The organism is Spirosoma sp. SC4-14 (genome assembly GCF_037201965.1).
Classification (GTDB): domain Bacteria; phylum Bacteroidota; class Bacteroidia; order Cytophagales; family Spirosomataceae; genus Spirosoma.
This window is the reverse complement of record NZ_CP147518.1, coordinates 1,517,472-1,535,576: the sequence shown is the minus strand read 5'-3', so window position 1 is coordinate 1,535,576 and position 18,105 is coordinate 1,517,472. Positions and strand designations below refer to the sequence as shown.

General features: G+C 48.4%; 10 protein-coding genes. 3 read left to right on the top strand and 7 right to left on the bottom strand.

Features of this window, described 5'->3' with window-relative positions; all coding sequences use genetic code 11:
- Positions 1 to 71 precede the first annotated feature (71 nt).
- The 5 genes from WBJ53_RS06240 to WBJ53_RS06220 form a co-directional block, all read right to left on the bottom strand.
- Complete coding sequence (locus tag WBJ53_RS06240; protein WP_338875206.1) at positions 72 to 2,519, bottom strand: ABC transporter permease; 2,448 nt, start codon at positions 2,517 to 2,519, stop codon at positions 72 to 74.
- A gap of 72 nt (positions 2,520 to 2,591) precedes the next feature.
- Positions 2,592 to 4,997, bottom strand: coding sequence for an ABC transporter permease (locus tag WBJ53_RS06235; RefSeq protein ID WP_338875205.1), 2,406 nt, complete (start codon positions 4,995 to 4,997; stop codon positions 2,592 to 2,594).
- A 72-nt stretch (positions 4,998 to 5,069) separates the two neighbouring features.
- On the bottom strand, positions 5,070 to 5,366 hold the full coding sequence (locus WBJ53_RS06230) for a hypothetical protein (RefSeq protein WP_338875204.1): 297 nt from the start codon (positions 5,364 to 5,366) through the stop codon (positions 5,070 to 5,072).
- 121 nt (positions 5,367 to 5,487) lie between these two features.
- On the bottom strand, positions 5,488 to 6,090 hold the full coding sequence (locus WBJ53_RS06225) for a hypothetical protein (RefSeq protein WP_338875203.1): 603 nt from the start codon (positions 6,088 to 6,090) through the stop codon (positions 5,488 to 5,490).
- Positions 6,091 to 6,164: 74 nt separating this feature from the next.
- A complete protein-coding gene (locus tag WBJ53_RS06220; RefSeq protein WP_338875202.1) occupies positions 6,165 to 8,630 on the bottom strand; it encodes an ABC transporter permease in 2,466 nt (821 codons plus the stop codon).
- Between the two features lie 336 nt (positions 8,631 to 8,966).
- On the opposite strand from WBJ53_RS06220, the gene WBJ53_RS06215 reads away from it, so the two are divergent.
- Genes WBJ53_RS06215 through WBJ53_RS06205 form a run of 3 tightly spaced genes read left to right on the top strand, consistent with a single transcriptional unit; the run spans position 8,967 to position 13,005 of the window.
- Positions 8,967 to 11,414: a multicopper oxidase domain-containing protein gene (locus WBJ53_RS06215; protein WP_338875201.1), complete on the top strand. Its 2,448-nt coding sequence runs from the start codon at positions 8,967 to 8,969 to the stop codon at positions 11,412 to 11,414.
- On the top strand, positions 11,389 to 12,177 hold the full coding sequence (locus tag WBJ53_RS06210) for a hypothetical protein (RefSeq protein WP_338875200.1): 789 nt from the start codon (positions 11,389 to 11,391) through the stop codon (positions 12,175 to 12,177). The genes WBJ53_RS06215 and WBJ53_RS06210 overlap by 26 nt, the downstream gene beginning before the upstream one ends.
- Positions 12,178 to 12,183: 6 nt before the next feature.
- Entirely contained in the window at positions 12,184 to 13,005 is an 822-nt protein-coding gene (locus tag WBJ53_RS06205) for a hypothetical protein (RefSeq protein WP_338875199.1), read from the top strand.
- Between the two features lie 131 nt (positions 13,006 to 13,136).
- Here the strand turns inward: WBJ53_RS06205 and WBJ53_RS06200 are convergent, their stop codons facing one another.
- The gene (locus WBJ53_RS06200) at positions 13,137 to 15,575 is read right to left on the bottom strand and encodes an ABC transporter permease (RefSeq protein WP_338875198.1); all 2,439 of its coding nucleotides are present in this window, start codon (positions 15,573 to 15,575) and stop codon (positions 13,137 to 13,139) included.
- Between the two features lie 72 nt (positions 15,576 to 15,647).
- Entirely contained in the window at positions 15,648 to 18,035 is a 2,388-nt protein-coding gene (locus tag WBJ53_RS06195; RefSeq protein ID WP_338875197.1) for an ABC transporter permease, read from the bottom strand.
- Between the last annotated feature and the right edge of the window lie 70 nt (positions 18,036 to 18,105).

Below are 18,105 nucleotides of genomic sequence, written 5' to 3'. Positions count from 1 at the left end.
CAGCCCCCCCTACCCCGAAAGAGGAATTATTACTCAGTTAAAGGCCCCCTTTGGGGGTTAGGGGGCTGTTTTTATTCGGACCGAAGTGATTTTACGGGATTCATCAGGGCGGCTTTGATACTCTGGAAACTTACTGTTGCTACGGCAATAGTGGTAGCTAGTAAACCCGCCAGGGCAAAAATCCACCAGTCGAGGTCAATTTTATAGGCAAAATGCTGAAGCCAGTTATGCATCCCCACCCAGGCCAGTGGCGATGCAATTACAATAGCAATCAGAACGAGTTTCATGAAATCGCCCGAAAGGAGCAGAACAATACTAGCTACCGATGCGCCCAGCACTTTCCGCACCCCAATTTCCTTCGTCCGCTGCTCGGTAGTATACGCTGCCAATCCAAATAATCCGAGGCAGGCAATAAAAATAGCCAGTGCCGACGCCAGCGAAAATACCTGTCCATACTGCTGCTCACTCTGGTACTGCTCGTTAAACCGCTGATCAACGAAATAATAGTCGAACGGATTGCCCGGATAACTGGCTTTGTAGAGTCGTTCCAGCTCAGCTATCTTATCCTGAATTCGGCCGCCCTTATCAGGGTCCATAGCCAGTTGAATACTCAGGTCGCTAACCGACCGACGCGGCATAAAAATAACTGGTTCAATAGCCCGCTGTAAGCCCAGATGATGGTAGTCTTTTACAACGCCAACAACCTCATAGGATTGCCCCCAATTGATGATCTGACCAACGGCTTTCTCGGCTGATGCAAAGCCCAACTGGCGGGCAGCGGTTTCGTTGATCATGAGTTTGCCGCTTTTCTCCCAGCCCAATTCAGCCTCCCGAACGGTAAAATTGCGGCCAGCCGCTAACCCAATTTCGTAGGTTTTCAGAAACCGGTCGTCGATGATTCCCATCGCATAGCTTTTCTTCCCGTCATCGGGGCGGGGATTTTGTTTCGTAATACCACTCGCGTTGAAGTTGTAATAGCTGCCCGGCACAATCGTTGTCTGGCAGAAGCTCCTCACGTAAGGCAGTTGCGATAGCTGATCCTCCAGCAGGGCCATACGGGGCGCAAACGATCCTTCGCCAATTTCCGGGCGCTTGATCACAACACGCTGCGTTAGTTGGGCACCCAGGTCTTTGTTTTGCATATACTGCAACTGCCGGTAAAGCCCCAGCGTAACAATAACCAGTGCCACCGATGCGCTAAACTGAGCAACAACCAGCATTTGCCGTAACCAGCCCCCTTTGCCTTTCTGAACGGCTCCTTTCAGGGTCTGTATCGGCTGAAACGATGTCAGCGTAACCGCCACATAGCCGCCCGAAGCGAGTGCCCCCAGCAACAGTAATGCTACCCCTACCACCCAGAAACGACCAATGCTGAGGCTACTTAGCGACAAATCTTTCTGGACAAACTCATTGACAGGCTGTTGCAGCAATGAAACCAGTGTCAGCGCTAGTCCAAATCCAACGACATTTAGCAGCAGCGATTCGCCCAGAAATTGCCCGATCAGTTGCCCACGACCGGCTCCAACCACCTTCCGAACGCCCACTTCTTTAGCTCGTTTCAACGCACCCGCCGTCGATAAGTTGATGTAATTAAACCAGGCAATCAGCAAAATAAGACCAGCAATGCCGCTTAGCAGATAGACAAACCCCAGGCTCCCCGTAGTTCGGTAAGGCTCATTCAGCGAAGCAGCCAAATGAATGTTTCGGGCGGGTTGCAGGAGAAACACACGTTCGTCTTCTGGCCGGATCTTTTTACTAAAAGCATTGAACTTGGCCACCAGAGCGCGATAATCGGTATTGGCCGGGAGTTGCAAAAATGTGGTCAGATACGACCCATCGAAACCGTCGAGACGCGCCCAGTCATTGTCATTGAGATTAGCTGGATTGGCCAGCGTTTGCAGCGAAAAAACAACATCGAATTTCAGATCCGAATTTTGCGGCATATCGGCAAAAACCGCCGTGACCATATAGGGTGTTTTGCCAAACTGATTGCTCAGGAGAAGCTTTTGCCCAATTGGGTTGGTATCGCCAAAGTATTTGCGGGCCTGCGACACCGACACCGCTACCGTGTTGGGCTGGCTAAGCGCCGACTTAGCAACTCCCCGCACCAGCGGGAAGGTAAAAAGCGTGAAGAAACTGGCGTCGGCATAACCAAGCTTATTCTCACGAAACGACTGCTGCGAGCGAGCTGCACTGGTATTCATAACTGTTACGATACCATTAGCCGAATTTTCGGCGATGCGGCAAAAATCCTGCACCTCTGGAAACTGCTGTTTGGCCAGGGGCGCTACGGCCGGGGCCATATCGACCTCAACATCGCCCGACTTCGTTTGCGACAACAGTCGGTAGAGCGTTGGTAAGTTTTGGTGAAACCCATTGACACTACGTTCATAGGCAACGTATTCCAGAATGAACGCAAAGGCGGCAATACCTAATGCCATACCGGCACTATTAATGAGCGAGAACACCCGGTTTTTCCGTAAGCTGCGCAGAGCGATTTTGAGGTAGTTTTTGAACATAGCAGCCTCCCTACCCCCGAAGGGGGAGTTGTTATTCGGTTAATGCCCCCTTTGAGGGTTAGGGGGCTGTTTTTATTCTGATCGAAGTGATTTCACCGGGTTCATCAACGCGGCTTTCACGCTCTGGAAACTTATGGTTAACAAAGCAATACCAACTGCCAACACGGCTGCCAGCAGAAATACCCAACCGCTGAGAGAGGTATGGTAAGCAAAGCCATCGAGCCATTGCAGCATGGCCCAACCAGCCACAGGCGATGCAATAAGGATAGCAATGCCAACCAGCTTTAAAAAGTCTTTCGACAGTAAGGCAACCAGACTCGATACCGATGCGCCCAGCACTTTGCGAACGCCAATTTCTTTCGTTCGTTGCTCGGCCATAAACATCGACAAGCCCAATAAGCCCAGACACGAAATCAGAATAGCGACACTGGCAAATACACTAAACAGCGTCTGCTGAGTACGCTCGCGGGCATAGAGCCGGTCAAACCGCGTATCCAGAAACTGATAGTCGAATGGGCGTCCAGGAAAATACCGTTTCCAGATTTCTTCTACGTGGCTAACCCCCGCCGGAATATTTCCCGAGAGCGGAATCGAGAGCCAGTTCATATTACGGGGGTTCATGATCATGGCAATGGCCGACATTTTCTGATGCAACGATTCGAAGTGAAAATCTTTCGTCACACCAATAATCTGCCCCTTAACTGGCCCATAGCGAAACGCTTTCCCAATAGCCTGTTGTGGTGTCCAGCCCAGCAACCGGGCTCCCGTTTCGTTAAGAATAATCATTGAGGTATCGGTGGAGTAGCCACGGGAGAAATTACGACCGGCCGCCATCGGAATCTGATAGGCAGGAATAAAATCATAATCGATCTGTAAACTGCGTAAATTGATCGTTACCGGGGCCATCGTGTCGCCTTTTTGTGCTGAAGCCCCATTCGAATCGAGCAGACGTCCCGACGGTATTCGCGACGATCGACCCACTTCGCGCACTATACCGGTTTCTTTCAGTTGCTGTTTAAAGGCTTCGTAGTTGGTTGTCGAATCCCCTACATCGGACAGCAGTAGCATCTGATCTTTCTGATAGCCAAGCCGGTAATCCTGAATATATTTCATCTGGCTATATACCACTGCGGTACTGATAATCAGCGCCACCGCAATAGCAAACTGCGTAACAACCAGCATCTGACGTAGTTTACCGGTTCGAAGTGCCGATGTAATTTGCCCTTTCAGAACCCCCAACGGCCGGAACGACGTCAGGAAAAACGCCGGATAGCTACCTGCTATCAGGCCCGTAAGTAGTGTAATAGCAACCAGAATCGTTAAAAAGACGGGATCGACCAGTTGAGAAAATTCAAGCTGTTTTTCGGTAAAATTATTGAGTGCGGGAAGGCAAATCAGTACCAGCACTATAGCGATGGCCAGTGCAAACAAAACCACTACAATCGATTCGCTCAGGAACTGACTGATGAGCTGGCCGCGCAAGGCCCCTACAACCTTGCGCATCCCAACCTCACGCGCCCGTCCGGCCGAACGGGCAGTTGCCAGATTCATATAATTGATGCAGGCAATCAGCAAAATGAACAAACCAATGGCCGAAAACAGGTAAACATATTTAATATCGCCGGTAGGCTCAATTTCGGAGTCGGTATGCGAATACAGATGAATGTCTTTCAGATTCTGTAAAGTTAACTCCGAGAAGGTCGATGGTTTTCTGCCATCGAAGGGAGGCACGTATTTATTCTGAAACTCCGGAAAAGCGGCTTCCATCCGCTTTGGATCGGCCCCTTCGCGCAGCAGCACATAGGTGTTAAACGAGTTATTCCCCCAGTTGGTCCGTAGCCCTTCGGCCCCATATACACGTGGATCATTCAGGGTTGAAAACGATAGCAGAAAATTCGGATGAAAATGCGACTGGGCCGGTAAGGGTTCAAAAACGCCCGTTACGGTCAGATCGTACTGGTTATCGAGCCGTACGGTTTTACCGATGGGGTTTTCTTTTCCGAAATACTTTTCGGCCATCGGTCGGGAAAACATAATCGAAAACGGATTTACCAGTGCCCGCTCGGGGTTACCGCTCGTAACCTGAAAACTAAACACCTTAAAGAGATTCGCTTCTGCAAAAAACAGCTCCCGTTCGTTAAATGAGTGTTCGCCATAGTTAATCAGCGAATTATTATCGAGTGTCCGAACAACTTGTTCGACTTCGGGAAAGTCCTGCTTAATCAATGGCCCAAATGGCGGAGCCGCCTGCGCCAGCTTCAGCGAGGGTGTCCCCTCCGACGATATAAACGTTCGGGCAACACGGTAAATCCGGTCGGCATTGGCATTGTATCGGTCATAGTTCAGCTCGTCGCGAACATAGAGCGCAATCAACAGGAAACAGGCCAGTCCCACAGCTACCCCTGTAACATTGATAAAACTGAATGATTTGTGTTTTAGCAAATTGCGCAGGGCAATCTTGATGTAGTTGCGAAACATGACTTTAAAAGTTTTTTAGTTTACTGTTTTCAGTTTATAGTTTTCAAGAAAACTATAAACTGAAAACTTCCTTCAAATCGCTCCAACCATCAGCTTACGCTGAATTTCCCGATCGCCTTTTTTGACGAAGGCAATGGGCACAAAATCGTCGGTTGGTGCGCCGATGTAATAGAGCGTCCAGTCCTGATCGTAGTGCGAAATCATTTCGCGCAGGCACTCCACCCGGTCAAAAGTCGGGACGTTGCAATCCCCCCAATAAAAAAGCTCGACGCGATAATGAAGCTCATGTTTTTTGCCGTTAATCGTCACGTCGATTTCGATCTCCTGTTTTCCAGGCGTAGAAGGAATAGGTATAGCGATGTGTGCCATAATGGTTTAGATTTAGAAAAAGTTAGCGATAGAACAGGTTACAGGTTAGCGTTTATAGTTTACAGTGCTTCCCTCAAGATACCTCCTACTACGAAGCACTGTAAACTATAAACTGAAAACTTTATTTACGACTCTTTGCCGGTACGCCTATCTCTTTTTCAATTCCTTCAATCAGGCGTTGCCGTTCTTCTTTCGATTTATTGTGGGCATCAATTTTACGTTCATACGTAATGTCTTCTCCGTCGCGCTGAAACCGATAGCGCAGGTATAGCTGGCCCGAATTGGCGTTATAGCGCACTTCTTTCGTGTAGGGATTCTTCCCGCCGACAGCCATTGCAACATGATCAGCGCCATTAACGGATTCGCCGACATTGTCGCTGCTAAGCATCGTTATAGATTCGCTGTGCAAACGAGGTTCCCGCGGGGGGCGTGGTGCTCGCGGCTCACGGGGTGCTGCCGGTGCCCGGGGTGGCCTTGGCGGATCGGGTGTGCCAACATTCAGCGAGTCCAGAATTCGGTGGCGCAGGGCATCCCGCTCCGTTTTACTTAAGTCCGACACATCGAAGGTACGGTCGTAGTCAATAGTCTGACCATCGACGATACCGTTTACCCGAATCGACAGCGTTTTACCATCGTCGTTGATATTACGATTGATTGAGTTGCGTTTCTGAGCGAACACAAATGAACTGGATAGCACCAGAATCGCGGTTACGAATGTTTTCATAGTGTTTTTATGCGAAATAATTTCTGGAATAATACCTTACAAACCCAAGTCCTTAGCTCAATGCCTGCTGCGATTTACTCCGACCGAAGCGATTTTACTGGATTCACCAGTGCAGCCCGCATAGCCTGATAGGCCACAGTTATAAAAGCAATGAGAACGGCCAACAATCCAGCCACCATAAATACCCACCACGGAATAGCAATCTTGTAGGCAAAATTCTGGAGCCATTTGTTCATAGCCCACCAGCCAATGGGCGAGGCAATCAGAATGGCAATGGCCACCAGTGCCAGAAAATCGCGGGAGAGCAGCAGAACAATATTGGCTACCGACGCGCCCAGTACTTTACGAACGCCAATTTCTTTGGTGCGCTGCTGAGCCGCAAACGCAGCCAGACCAAACAAACCCAGACACGAAATCAGAATAGAAATCACGGTGAAGTAGCCCACAATACGCGACGTGCGGGCTTCGGCTGCATAATTCTTCTGAAAATCTTCGTTGAGAAATGTGTACGTAAAGGGTTCGTCGGGGCGCAGTGTTTTCCACTTTTGCTCCAGAAAGCCCAGCACCTGCCCCATATTGGCCGTCTTGACGTGCACTATAATGTAATTGAAATCGGGCTGGCGGTTCAGCAGAAACGTAAACGGCTGGATCGTTTGACGGAGGTTTTCGAAATGAAAATCCTTCAGTACACCCACAATCTCGAAATGGTGCGTTTGACCCTGCCAATCGAAATTCAGCTTTTGTCCAATGGCTTTATTCAGCGGAATCTGAAATTTACGTAGCGTCGCTTCATTCACCACGAGCCGATTGGCGGTATCGCCCGGAAACTGGTGAGAAAACATCCGACCCGCAGCCAGTTTGAAGCCCATTGTTTGCAGATAGTCATAATCGACCTGATTCGTTTTGACGCTTTGACCGTTCAGCGCCGTTTGTTCGGGTTTGTATAAAAGAAAGTCAGTCGCATTATTTATACCGGGATAGTATTGAGTTCCGGCCGCGCCAACTATCTGATTGTTTTGCAGAATTTCGTTTCGATACGCTGTATAAATTTCGTGTGCTTCCCGGCTGCTGAGCGAAATTGCTATCTGCTGATCCTGGGTGAAACCTAGCGATGTGTTTCGCAGAAAACGCATTTGTTCCTGAATCACGAACGTAGCCAGAACCAGCCCCACCGAAATCACAAACTGAAACACCACCAGCCCGCGACGTAGCGCAACTGCCGATAACGTATTGGTAAACTTGCCTTTCAGTACCTGCGCCGGATTGAACATCGACAGGTAGAAGGCAGGGTAGCTCCCGGCCAATAAACCCGTCAGGAGCGCAAGGCCAACAAACGTCAGAATAATGCGCGGCTCGAATAGCTCCGAAAACTCCAAAGACTTATTAGTCAACTGATTAAATACGGGCAACATGATAATAACCAGTGCTACCGCAATACTTAAAGCTAACAGGGAAAGCACCATAGATTCGCCCAGAAACTGCCCGATCAAGGAACCACGCTCGGCTCCCATCACCTTCCGAACCCCAACTTCAGCCGCCCGTTTGGCAGAGCGGGCGGTACTTAGATTCATGAAATTAATGCAGGCAATCAGGAGGGTAAACAGCGCAATTGATGCCAGAATGTACAGATAGGTTGTGGTATTGGTTGGCGTAACAATGGTATTTATTTCGTCAAAGAGATGTATATCGGGCACCGGAACCAGAAACAGCTTTTTGTCGAAACCCACATTTTTCAGATCATTGGCGGCATACTTTGCCATAAAGGCTGGAAACTTTTGCTGCAATTTCCCCGGATCTGCACCGGGGCGTAGCTTCAGGTACGTGACGAACATGTTGTTGCAGCAGAAATCCACTTTCCCCTCGCGCAAAAAACCACCGACCCATCCTGCCGAAATCGGTAAAAAGAATTTGGCGTCGATATGCGATCGGGCGCTTTCGTCGCGATAAACGCCCGTAACTTTAAAGTCTTCGCCATTACCCGATGTACCGCCAATCCGAATCAGTTTATTCAGGGCAGGGCCATTGCCAAATAACTTATGGGCGAGTTCTTCCGACAGCACTACCGAATGCTGATCAATGAGGGCAGTATGCGCGTTGCCCTCGGTAAATGAGTATGAGAACAAGTCGAAAAACGTTGAATCGACCTGATAACCTTTTGTTTCGTAGAATGCCTTGACCGATTTGCCGTTTTCCCGAATCTGCAACAAGGCTTTATCATCGATCAGGTTGATCCATAAGCGGGCTACCTGTTCAATTTCCGGAAATTCTGACTTCAGCGCAAATGCATAGGGAGCCGACGCGGTCGAATTCTTCTCCATACTGGCCCCTTTATTGCCCTTACCAACGATAGTTTCCTGCGCCATCAGGTACAGTCTGTCTGCATGTTCCTGATACTTATCATACGACAATTCGCTACGGATGTACAGCAACAACAACATACAGCAGGTCATCCCGACCGAAAGGCCGAATATGTTGATTGCCGAGAATGATTTGCTTCTCAGCAGATTCCGAACAGCGATTTTAAGATAGTTTAGCAGCATAAGGCGTCGGGCCTGGGATGTAGGGCAAGGGGCTGGGGGTAAATAGACTCCCCCTGGCCTACATCCCAGGCGAATTCGTTAGCTATCGCTAACGGGCGCAACTACTATGCCACGACAAAAAAAAGCCTAATGCCATTAATTAAGGGCACTAGGCCAATCTGAAGTGTCCGAATCCGTACAATACTGTCCGCTTGTAGTGGCGGAGAAACGGAGCATTGCGGGAATCCTGATCAAGACTGACAATTCAACTTGTTCGTCTTTAAATAGGGTCTTTTTCCCGTTGCATACAGATAGCCACAACCATACCTTTAGCTATGCCACTAACCTATACCCACCATGCGAGCCGTAATCATTATTTTTTCTTTATGCTTCATCTTTGCCGGACTAACCGACTGTAGGAACTCCGATGGAAGCGATGCAAACATTGTATCGATTATTCGAGATACGCTAAAAAGCGATCCCGTATTGGACTGGACGGTCCACCGAGCCGATTCCGTTCTTTTTCAGGAAGCACTCGTTATACCAACAGAAATTGAGAATAATGGTACGGACGAAATCACGATTTACATCCGGGCGTTTAAAAACAAGTTTCATACTCTGTTAGAAGACTCCACCTGGGTACTCGGGTATGTTTCGGAAAACACAGCACCCGATAAGCAGCAATTGCCGGGGCCAACCATTAAAACAATGAATGGAAAAGCCGCAAAAATTACCTGGGTGAATCAGCTCAAGGAAACCATACAGGACAACCCCGCTTATGGCTTTCCTCATAACTCACTGAAATACTATCCGTTACTTTATGATACCCGAGAATTACACGACACTGACTCGGGAGCGGCTATACCTATGATCACCAAATCATTGTATCCGCCTAAAATTGCGGAATTGGCTATGGGCCATACAATGTCAATGATGTTCAATTCAACTTATTATGCAACCACGGTTCACCTGCATGGTGCCAACCTTGCCTGGCGTAATGACGGTCATCCGGCTTCCAGTATCGTCAGGCAGGCAGGTGAGATGCCTAGCCCTATTGATTTTGGTCTATTCGGCCCCTATGAGTCAACCAAACAAGCCGTACACTATTCATATCCTAACACATTCCCGGAAGCGAATTACGATACAGCAGATACTACGCAGGGCAAGCATGGAGCCATATTATGGTACCACGATCATAGTATTATGCGAACGGTAGCGAATGTTTATATGGGATTGGCAGGAGCTTATATTATTGAAGGAACAGGTGAAGACTCGACCCGACAGTACTACCTCCAACAATCGGAACAGACCAGGCAAACGTTTAAACAGGCAAAAAAAGGTTCGGTGCCAGTACTAAACAAGGACATTTCCGAAATACCCGACATCCCTTTATTAATCAGTGATAAGATGTTTACTAAAAAAGGACGATTGTATTACGAATCCAAATTGGATAGTGGTAGCCGTCGGCCCGAATTTTTTGGCAATGCAATTACCGTTAACGGCAAAGCCTGGCCTTATTTTGATGTAAAACGCCAGCTCTACCGGTTCCGAATACTTAACACCTCCAGTTCTCGTTTTTACAGGCTAGCGCTCGCTCAGTGGCGCAATGGAGAAGTAAGTCTGGCAAAAATTGATACGGCTACTTTTGTGCAGATCGGCACTGAAGGTGGTCCATTGATTAGCCAGGTAGGCATCACTTCCAACAAACCCCTAATGCTGGCCCCCGGCGAACGCGCTGATGTGCAGATCAATTTTAGTGGATTCGGTAGTTCAGCCCCCGACTCACTGGTGCTGCTTAACCTGGCCAACGATGCCCCTTATCAGGAAGTAGCTGATCAAGACAACATTCCAATTGCTTCCGTTAAAGCTGCCGCCAAAACGTACACAAACTTTGTTTTACAATTTCGAATACAAGCTAATCAGAGTGCAAACAAGATTACGAATACGGAATTGGCGAAACGAATGCAGCAGTTGCATCAGGACTCGACTTTTCGAAAACTGCTCTATAAGCTGGATGTGTTCTCAACTCACCAACCGACCGTCAGAAAAAGCTCAGGTCGAAGCCGTGTCAAAACGGTAATGGACTCATTACCGGGCCAAATTCTAGCTCAGCTAGACAGCACCAAAACATACCATATACACAGTTTATCTATCACAGAATCAGGATCTTATAAGGAATTACCGACAGCAGTAAAACGTTTTTATGAGCTTGCTCCTGACATGAAAGCGGATACCGCCTTTCCGATGGCTTTTCTGAACGAAAGTGAGTGGAATATGGAAGCCAATAAAGTGGACAGTAACTCAGCTCCGCATTTGGCAATCAAGCGGGTTCAAAATAAAACCAACGAAATCTGGGCTATCACAAACTACACATCCGACACGCACCCCATCCATATCCACCTGAATCGTTTCCGGATACTAGGCAGAACCGACAAAGAAGGAGTATTCATGGACAAAGAATCCCAGGAAAAAGGCTGGAAAGATGTGGTTCGGGCAAAGCCAGATACGACAACAACCTACCTGTGGGTCACGTATGCCTTAAGTGATGACGAAAGCGATTCACTTGTGCAATTTGTATACCATTGTCATATTCTTGAACACGAAGATGTCAGTATGATGCGTCGGCTTCTGATTGAAAATTCGGATGTAGTCCCGGAAAGACAAAAAAAGCAGGCCCAACTCAAACCGGCTACCGATAAATTCAATATTCCCATCTGCTACGGCCAGCAAGGTCTGCTAGCCAGTCAAACCCAGTTACCAACTCGTCGATCTTACGCCTATGCAGCCCGTAAAAAAACCATATAAAACGGTTCCTCTTAAACACAAAGCCGCTATTGCCGCTGAGTCTATGGCTCCTCCGGCTCACAGACTATCTTATAAACCCGGAGGCCATGTGTTAGGGGCGGTTGAGGTTGCCCCCGTCTACTGGGGGAATTTTTGGACAACAAACACGGGGCTTCAATTGGTCGACCAACTGGATCAGTTTTTTGATTTTATCCTTACCAGCTCATTAATGGATATGCTTAGGGAATATTCAATACCAACAATTCCAATCGGGCATGGGCGAAGAATACAGTCTGTCACTTTCACTGACCATGAACCGGGTGTACCTAAAGATCAGGGCCGGGAAGTTAGCGACCAGGAAATTCAACAGCAACTAAGTCAATTAATAAACAATAATCGTTTACCGACCGTCACAGCAAACACACTTTACTTCATTTTTCTTCCTGAACAGGTGGTCTCGACCGATGGTGGCGATAAGTCGTGCGAGGTATACTGCGGCTACCATAGTCACATTCATAAGCACATATTTTATGCAGTTGTGCCATTTCCTGCCTGCGAAGGCTGCTCATTTGGAACCGTACTGGATACACTTACGAAAGTTAGCAGTCACGAACTTGCCGAAGCAGTAACCAATCCTGCGTCCGAATCCTGGTGGGATTTTAATACGGGCGAAGAAATTGGCGATATCTGTAACAATACGACATCTCACATCAGCGGCTTTTTAGTGCAGGCAGAATGGTCTAATCAACAAAGTGCCTGCGTTTTCACTCCAATACATGCCTAAACCATCATGAACTATATTATTCTTGTCCTGGCCGGTTTCCTACTAGCAAGTTGTGCTACTACTTCGCCCAAATCGATGAAATCGGAAGATGAACGGTTTGTTGTTAAACCTATTGTGAAAAGTGATTTTACGAAAAAACCATCAGACTTAAACCAGGTTTCGCCTTCCAACAAAAATCCAATTGGAGTAGTCATTGCAGCAGCAGGTATTATTATCAATGTAGCCAGTAAAATGTTGGATAACGCCAGCAAGAAATTCACAGCCGACTATGAAAACCTGGCTAGTATTGATGATTTCTATACGACTGGCACGCTGGATTTAACCTATAGTGGCATTTTTCTGTCTCGCTTTGCTAAAATCGAAGGGAAGGAAAAAAATGTGTTTAACATGAAACTAAAGATCATTCAATCGAAAGATGGATCAGCCTTCAAGTTTCAACCCTTTTTTCCCAACTTAAGCTATTCAAAATGTAAAGTCAAAGCAGATTCTATTGATATTCTGGTTAAAGTAGTAGTCGAATCGACCTGGGTTGGTTCGGACGGCAATCCCCATAAGGAGATAATGGGCAACGATGAATTCCTGATTTCGGGCGTCAAATTTATTGACGACATGGATCGTGACACAAATACAAATGAATCTCCTCCTATGCCCGTGGGTCATTGGATTGCGAACATACCACGTTCGAGGCCCGATGGTCGGGGAAATTGTACTATTAAAGTGACAGTTATTGAAACAGACAATTTCGGAAAACGCTCAAAAGCCATTGCTGAATTTCTGTCAACTAACAAAGACGATATAACGGCCATTTTTGATGCCTTAAAACCATAATCTATAAACTCATCTCAAAAAATTGAGTACTCATTTATAGCTATGTCACGGCTCTCGATCAACTAAGCCATGGCACCAATATTCTGCAATACGCCCTTTGTCCCTGCCCCAAGCTCTCTGCCCCCCGCTACCTATTCCGCCCGCAGCGACTTCACCGGATTCATCAGCGCAGCCCGGACAGACTGGTAGGCTACTGTGGCGAAAGCGATCAGAATAGCTACGATACCCGCAGCCAGAAACGCCCACCAGGGCATGTCGATCCGGTAGGCAAAATCGGCTAGCCAGCGGTTCATGGCATACCAGGCAATGGGCGACGCAATCAGAATAGCCACTACCACCAGCAACAAAAAATCTTTAGCCAGTAGCATCACCAGACCCGGAACCGATGCGCCTAAAACCTTACGAACGCCAATTTCTTTGGTCCGCAGCCGGATAATATACATCGCCAGCCCAAGCAACCCCATGCAGGCGATAAAAATGGCGAGCAAAGCAAATAATCCGAAAATCTGCTGGGCCACCTGCTCCGACTGGTAGAGTGCCTTCCAGTCGTTTTCCAGAAACGAATAATGGAAAGGCTGATCGGGTAAATAGCGCTTCCAGACCTGCTCCATCTGGCTCACAACCGGAGCCGGATCATCGGCTTTTATCCGAACGACAAGTTCATTGTTTACCCGGTTAAATAGCCGTTCGTTAAGCACAAACAGCGGACTAATGCGCTGGTGCAACGAGCCAAAATGAAAATTACGTACCACCCCCACAATGGTATACGTAACCGGCGGGCCACCGCGCTGCGTAAAATTGTCGGGGCTGATCAGTTGCTTGCCAACGGGATCGGTCAGGTTCATTTGCCGAACAGCCTCTTCGTTCAGAATGACCGACAGCGAATCGTTGAACTGGCGGTTGAAAGGTCGGCCAGCCAGCATGGTCATTCCAAGCGTTTGCACATATTGATCATCAACTACGCAACCTTTGCCCGTAATGGTTTCGTTATCGCCATTCTTGCGGAAGGTTATCCCGAAAAATTGTTCTTCGCCCGGAACGCTGGACGTTCCACCCATACCGGCAACACCCGATAGTCGGGCCACTTCCTGTTTGAAAGACTCCGTATTTTTATCCAGAAAAAATGCACCCGGAATCGTCACTACCGATTCTTTGGTAAAGCCTAGCTCTTTGCGTTGAATAAAATTCAACTGACTGAACACTACAATGGTGCTTACAATCAGCAATACCGATACCGCAAATTGAAATACTACCAGCCCGTTCCGAAGCAGATGTCCCTGCCGGGTCGATGCAAATTTGCCCTTCAGCACCTTAATCGGATCGAACGCCGACAAAACACCCGCCGGATAGCTACCCGCCAGCAAACCAACTATGGCGGCTCCCATCAGGAGTATAGGAAAGGTCTGCCAATCGACTATCGACCATAATGTGAGCGACTTACCCGCCAGATTATTAAAGGGTGCTAACGCCAGAGCAACCAGCACCAATGCCACAAACAAGCTAAAAAAGCTCAATAGAACCGACTCGGTCAGAAATTGCGTAGCCAGTTGACGGGTAGTTGACCCTAACGATTTCCGAATTCCTACTTCCCTTGCCCGCTCCGACGACCGGGCTGTAGCCAGATTCATGAAATTGATGCAGGCAATGATAAGCACAAAAGCAGCTATGACCGAAAAAATAGAAACCAACGATCGGCTACCGTTTGGCTGATGTTCGGCTTCCAGATGAGAATCGAGATGAATGCTGCGGAGTGGTTGCAGGAAATAGAAGTAGCCATTACCCGCTTTCACATAGTCGCGATACGAAACACCAAAATTACGCTCGATCTCACCAGCTGCGTATTTTTCGACTACCGCTGGTATTTTACGCTGCACCACATCAGGATCGACGTTTGGCCGAAGCAGCAGGTAAGTATGCGCCGAAAAGCTGATGTGGTTTGGCTGTTCGTTCTGAAGGCCCCGCGTAGAGGCCAGAAAATTAAACGTAAAATGCGCATTCCGAGCCGGATCGGCACAAACGCCCGTTATTTCCAGTTTAGGCCCCTGCACAATTTCCAGCACCTTCCCAATTGGGTTTGCCCGCCCAAAAAGTCGACGAGCGGTTTGTTCGGTCAGCACAACAGTATTCGGGCGAGTGAGTGCCCGGTCGGCACGGCCACGCAGAAATGGCATCTGGAATACCTGAAAAAATGTAGAATCGACACCAAGTACCCCCCGCTCTTCAACAGTCCGCCCGTCGATTTTAAACAGCGTTGGATTATTATTAGCCCCGAAATTGAACACGCGGGTGGTTTGTTCAATTTCGGGGATCTCTTTCTTTACCGATTGAGCATACGACGGCGGTATGATCGCATACTTCGTGCTACGGCCGGGGTATTTTCGTTCCAGCGCCATACGGTAAATCCGGTCGCCGTTGGTCCAGTGCCGGTCATAACTCAACTCATCTGTAACGTACAGCAGAATCAGCAGGCAACTGGCCATACCAATAGCCAGCCCTGCCACATTGATGGCGGTATTGATCTGGTGCTTCGCCAGATTCCGCAGAGCGATTTTGAGGTAGTTTAGTAGCATAACAGCCCCCCTGCCCCCGAAGGGGGAGTTGTTACTCGGTTTAATGCCCCCTTTGGGGGTTAGGGGGCTGTTTTATTCCGACCGAAGCGATTTTACAGGATTAACCAATGCCGCTTTTATACTCTGATAGACTACTGTTGTCCAGCAGATTAGCAGCGTAAGCAGGCAAGATAAAACAAAGACCCAGATACCCATATCGGTTTTATACGGAAAATTCTGTAGCCACTTGTACATCGAATACCAGGCAATCGGAATGGCGATAGGAAACGAGAATAACACCAGGCGAGTGAAGTCTTTCGACAACAGTAGCACCACACTCGATACCGACGCCCCCAGTACTTTGCGAACGCCAATTTCCTTGATCCGCTGTTCGGTTGTGAAGGTAGCCAGACCAAACAAACCCAGGCAGGCAATCAGGATGGTGAGAGCCGAGAATGTCGAGAAAATCCGGCCCCGCAGCTCGTCGGCATGGTAGGCCGATTCGAAATCCTGATCGAGAAACCGATACTCGAACAAACGATCAGGATAGGTTTCGCGCCACTTCTGGCCAATGAAAGCCACCGTTTTATCGACGTTCTGCGGCTGAATTTTTATGTGAATCACCGAGTTGGCCCGGCGACACAGCATGATCATGGGCTCAATGGGGTTGTAGAGTGACTGCTGATGAAAATCTTTCACCACACCAATCACCTGCGTCGTTGGCGGCCCCGGCTGCCCGTTCTGCGGCAGGCTGCCCAGAATCACTTTTTTGCCCAGCGGCTCTTTCCACCCCATACGCTCCACCGCTGCCTGATTAACGATAACCGAGTTAAGCGTATCGGCCGGAATTTTGTCCGAAAAATCGCGGCCACTTACCAGTTTCATGCCCATCGTTTTCAGGTAATCGTAGTCAACCTGAACGGGTTTAAATCCCATCTCTTTCAAACCCGTATTCGACTCGACCGTAAAAATAACCCGACCGCCAATGTTGCTCGTTGGCGACGAAGCCGTAGCCACTTCCCGAATGTTTGGATTGCTCAGTAACGTATTCCGCAAGGCGTTATATTGTGCTCTGGGCTGGCGGTCCTGGTAGTCGATAGTCAATACCTGTTCGCGGTCGTAGCCCAAATCATGGTTCTGCATAAAGCCCAGTTGCTTATACACGATCCAGGTACAGATCAGCATAATGAGCGAAATTGAAAACTGAGCCACAACCAGTGCCTTCCGAAAAAAGCTGCCGCCTTTGCTGTTGAATGACCCTTTCAGTACTGTCGCAGGCTCAAACGACGACAGATAGAACGCCGGATAGCTTCCACTAATGAATCCGGTAAAAACCACAATAGCCAGCACAATCAGCAAAAACTGAGGTCGTAACAATTCCACAAACTGAATCTCTTTCCCGGAAACCGAATTGAAAAACGGGAGCAAAAGCAGTACCAGCAACAAACTCGCCACCATTGCCAGCACCGTCATCAGTACGGACTCGGTCAGGAACTGGGCCATCAGCCGGTTTCGCAATGATCCCATTACTTTCCGAAGTCCCACTTCTTTGGCGCGTTTGGCCGAGCGGGCCGTCGCCAGATTCATATAATTGATACTGGCAATCAGCAGCATGAAAAAGGCTACGGCACTAAATGTATACACATAGCCGATATTACCGCTTGATTCGCCTTCCATATTCGAGTATAAATGAATACGGGTTAGTGGCTGCAACTCATAGGTAACCTTAATTCCCATCCGTTTAAAGATGGGTCCGATGTACTTGTCGTAGACCTGCGGAAATTTACTTTCCAGAATCTTCGTATCGAAGTTTTCGGGCAATAGCAGATAACTATACAGGTAAAAACCTCCCCAGTTGGTAGCCTGGCTCCGTTCGTTCTGACCAATGGAAAGCAGGCCATTGAACGTAAAGTGTGAGTTTTTCGGAATGTCTTCCAGAACACCCGTTACTTTATAGAACGTCGTATCGTTTGTTTGCAACGACTGCCCCAGCGCACTCTTCGAACCAAAAAATTTCTGGGCGGCCTTTTCCGTCAAGACAACACTGCCCGGCTGGCTGAGGGCCGTTCGGGGGTCGCCTTCAACGAACTTGTAACTAAACACATCGAACACGGTCGAATCGGCGGCATAAATATCGTCTTCATAAAACCGCTTCTCACCCTGCCGGAACATAACCCGGCCATACGGAAAGAAGCGTACATAGTTTTTGATAAAGGGATAATCCTGCTTGAGCGTAGTTGCCAGCGCAGGCTGCGTACTGCTCCAGCGATTCACTTTATCGGGTTCGGTAATGTGCGAAACGATTCGATAAATCTGCGAAGCCTTAGCCTGATCGCGGTCATAGCTCAGCTCATCGGTTACGTACAACAACAGCAGTAATCCACAGGTGACACCGATGGTCAGGCCCAGGATGTTGATGAGGCTATAGAATTTGTCTTTCCGCAAATTCCGCCAGGCGATTTTAAGATAGTTCAGTAGCATAGCAGCCCCCCTACCCCCGAAGGAGGAGTTGTTACTCGGTTTAATGCCCCCTTTGGGGGTTAGGGGGCTG

What these genes read in the sequence shown, in the direction of transcription:
- WBJ53_RS06240 (WP_338875206.1), bottom strand. Translation starts at nt 2,519, where the DNA reads ATGTTCAAAAACTACCTCAAAATCGCTCTGCGCAGCTTACGGAAAAAC.
- WBJ53_RS06235 (WP_338875205.1), bottom strand. Translation starts at nt 4,997, where the DNA reads ATGTTTCGCAACTACATCAAGATTGCCCTGCGCAATTTGCTAAAACAC.
- WBJ53_RS06220 (WP_338875202.1), bottom strand. Translation starts at nt 8,630, where the DNA reads ATGCTGCTAAACTATCTTAAAATCGCTGTTCGGAATCTGCTGAGAAGC.
- WBJ53_RS06210 (WP_338875200.1), top strand. Translation starts at nt 11,389, where the DNA reads ATGCAGCCCGTAAAAAAACCATATAAAACGGTTCCTCTTAAACACAAA.
- WBJ53_RS06225 (WP_338875203.1), bottom strand. Translation starts at nt 6,090, where the DNA reads ATGAAAACATTCGTAACCGCGATTCTGGTGCTATCCAGTTCATTTGTG.
- WBJ53_RS06230 (WP_338875204.1), bottom strand. Translation starts at nt 5,366, where the DNA reads ATGGCACACATCGCTATACCTATTCCTTCTACGCCTGGAAAACAGGAG.
- WBJ53_RS06215 (WP_338875201.1), top strand. Translation starts at nt 8,967, where the DNA reads ATGCGAGCCGTAATCATTATTTTTTCTTTATGCTTCATCTTTGCCGGA.
- WBJ53_RS06205 (WP_338875199.1), top strand. Translation starts at nt 12,184, where the DNA reads ATGAACTATATTATTCTTGTCCTGGCCGGTTTCCTACTAGCAAGTTGT.
- WBJ53_RS06200 (WP_338875198.1), bottom strand. Translation starts at nt 15,575, where the DNA reads ATGCTACTAAACTACCTCAAAATCGCTCTGCGGAATCTGGCGAAGCAC.
- WBJ53_RS06195 (WP_338875197.1), bottom strand. Translation starts at nt 18,035, where the DNA reads ATGCTACTGAACTATCTTAAAATCGCCTGGCGGAATTTGCGGAAAGAC.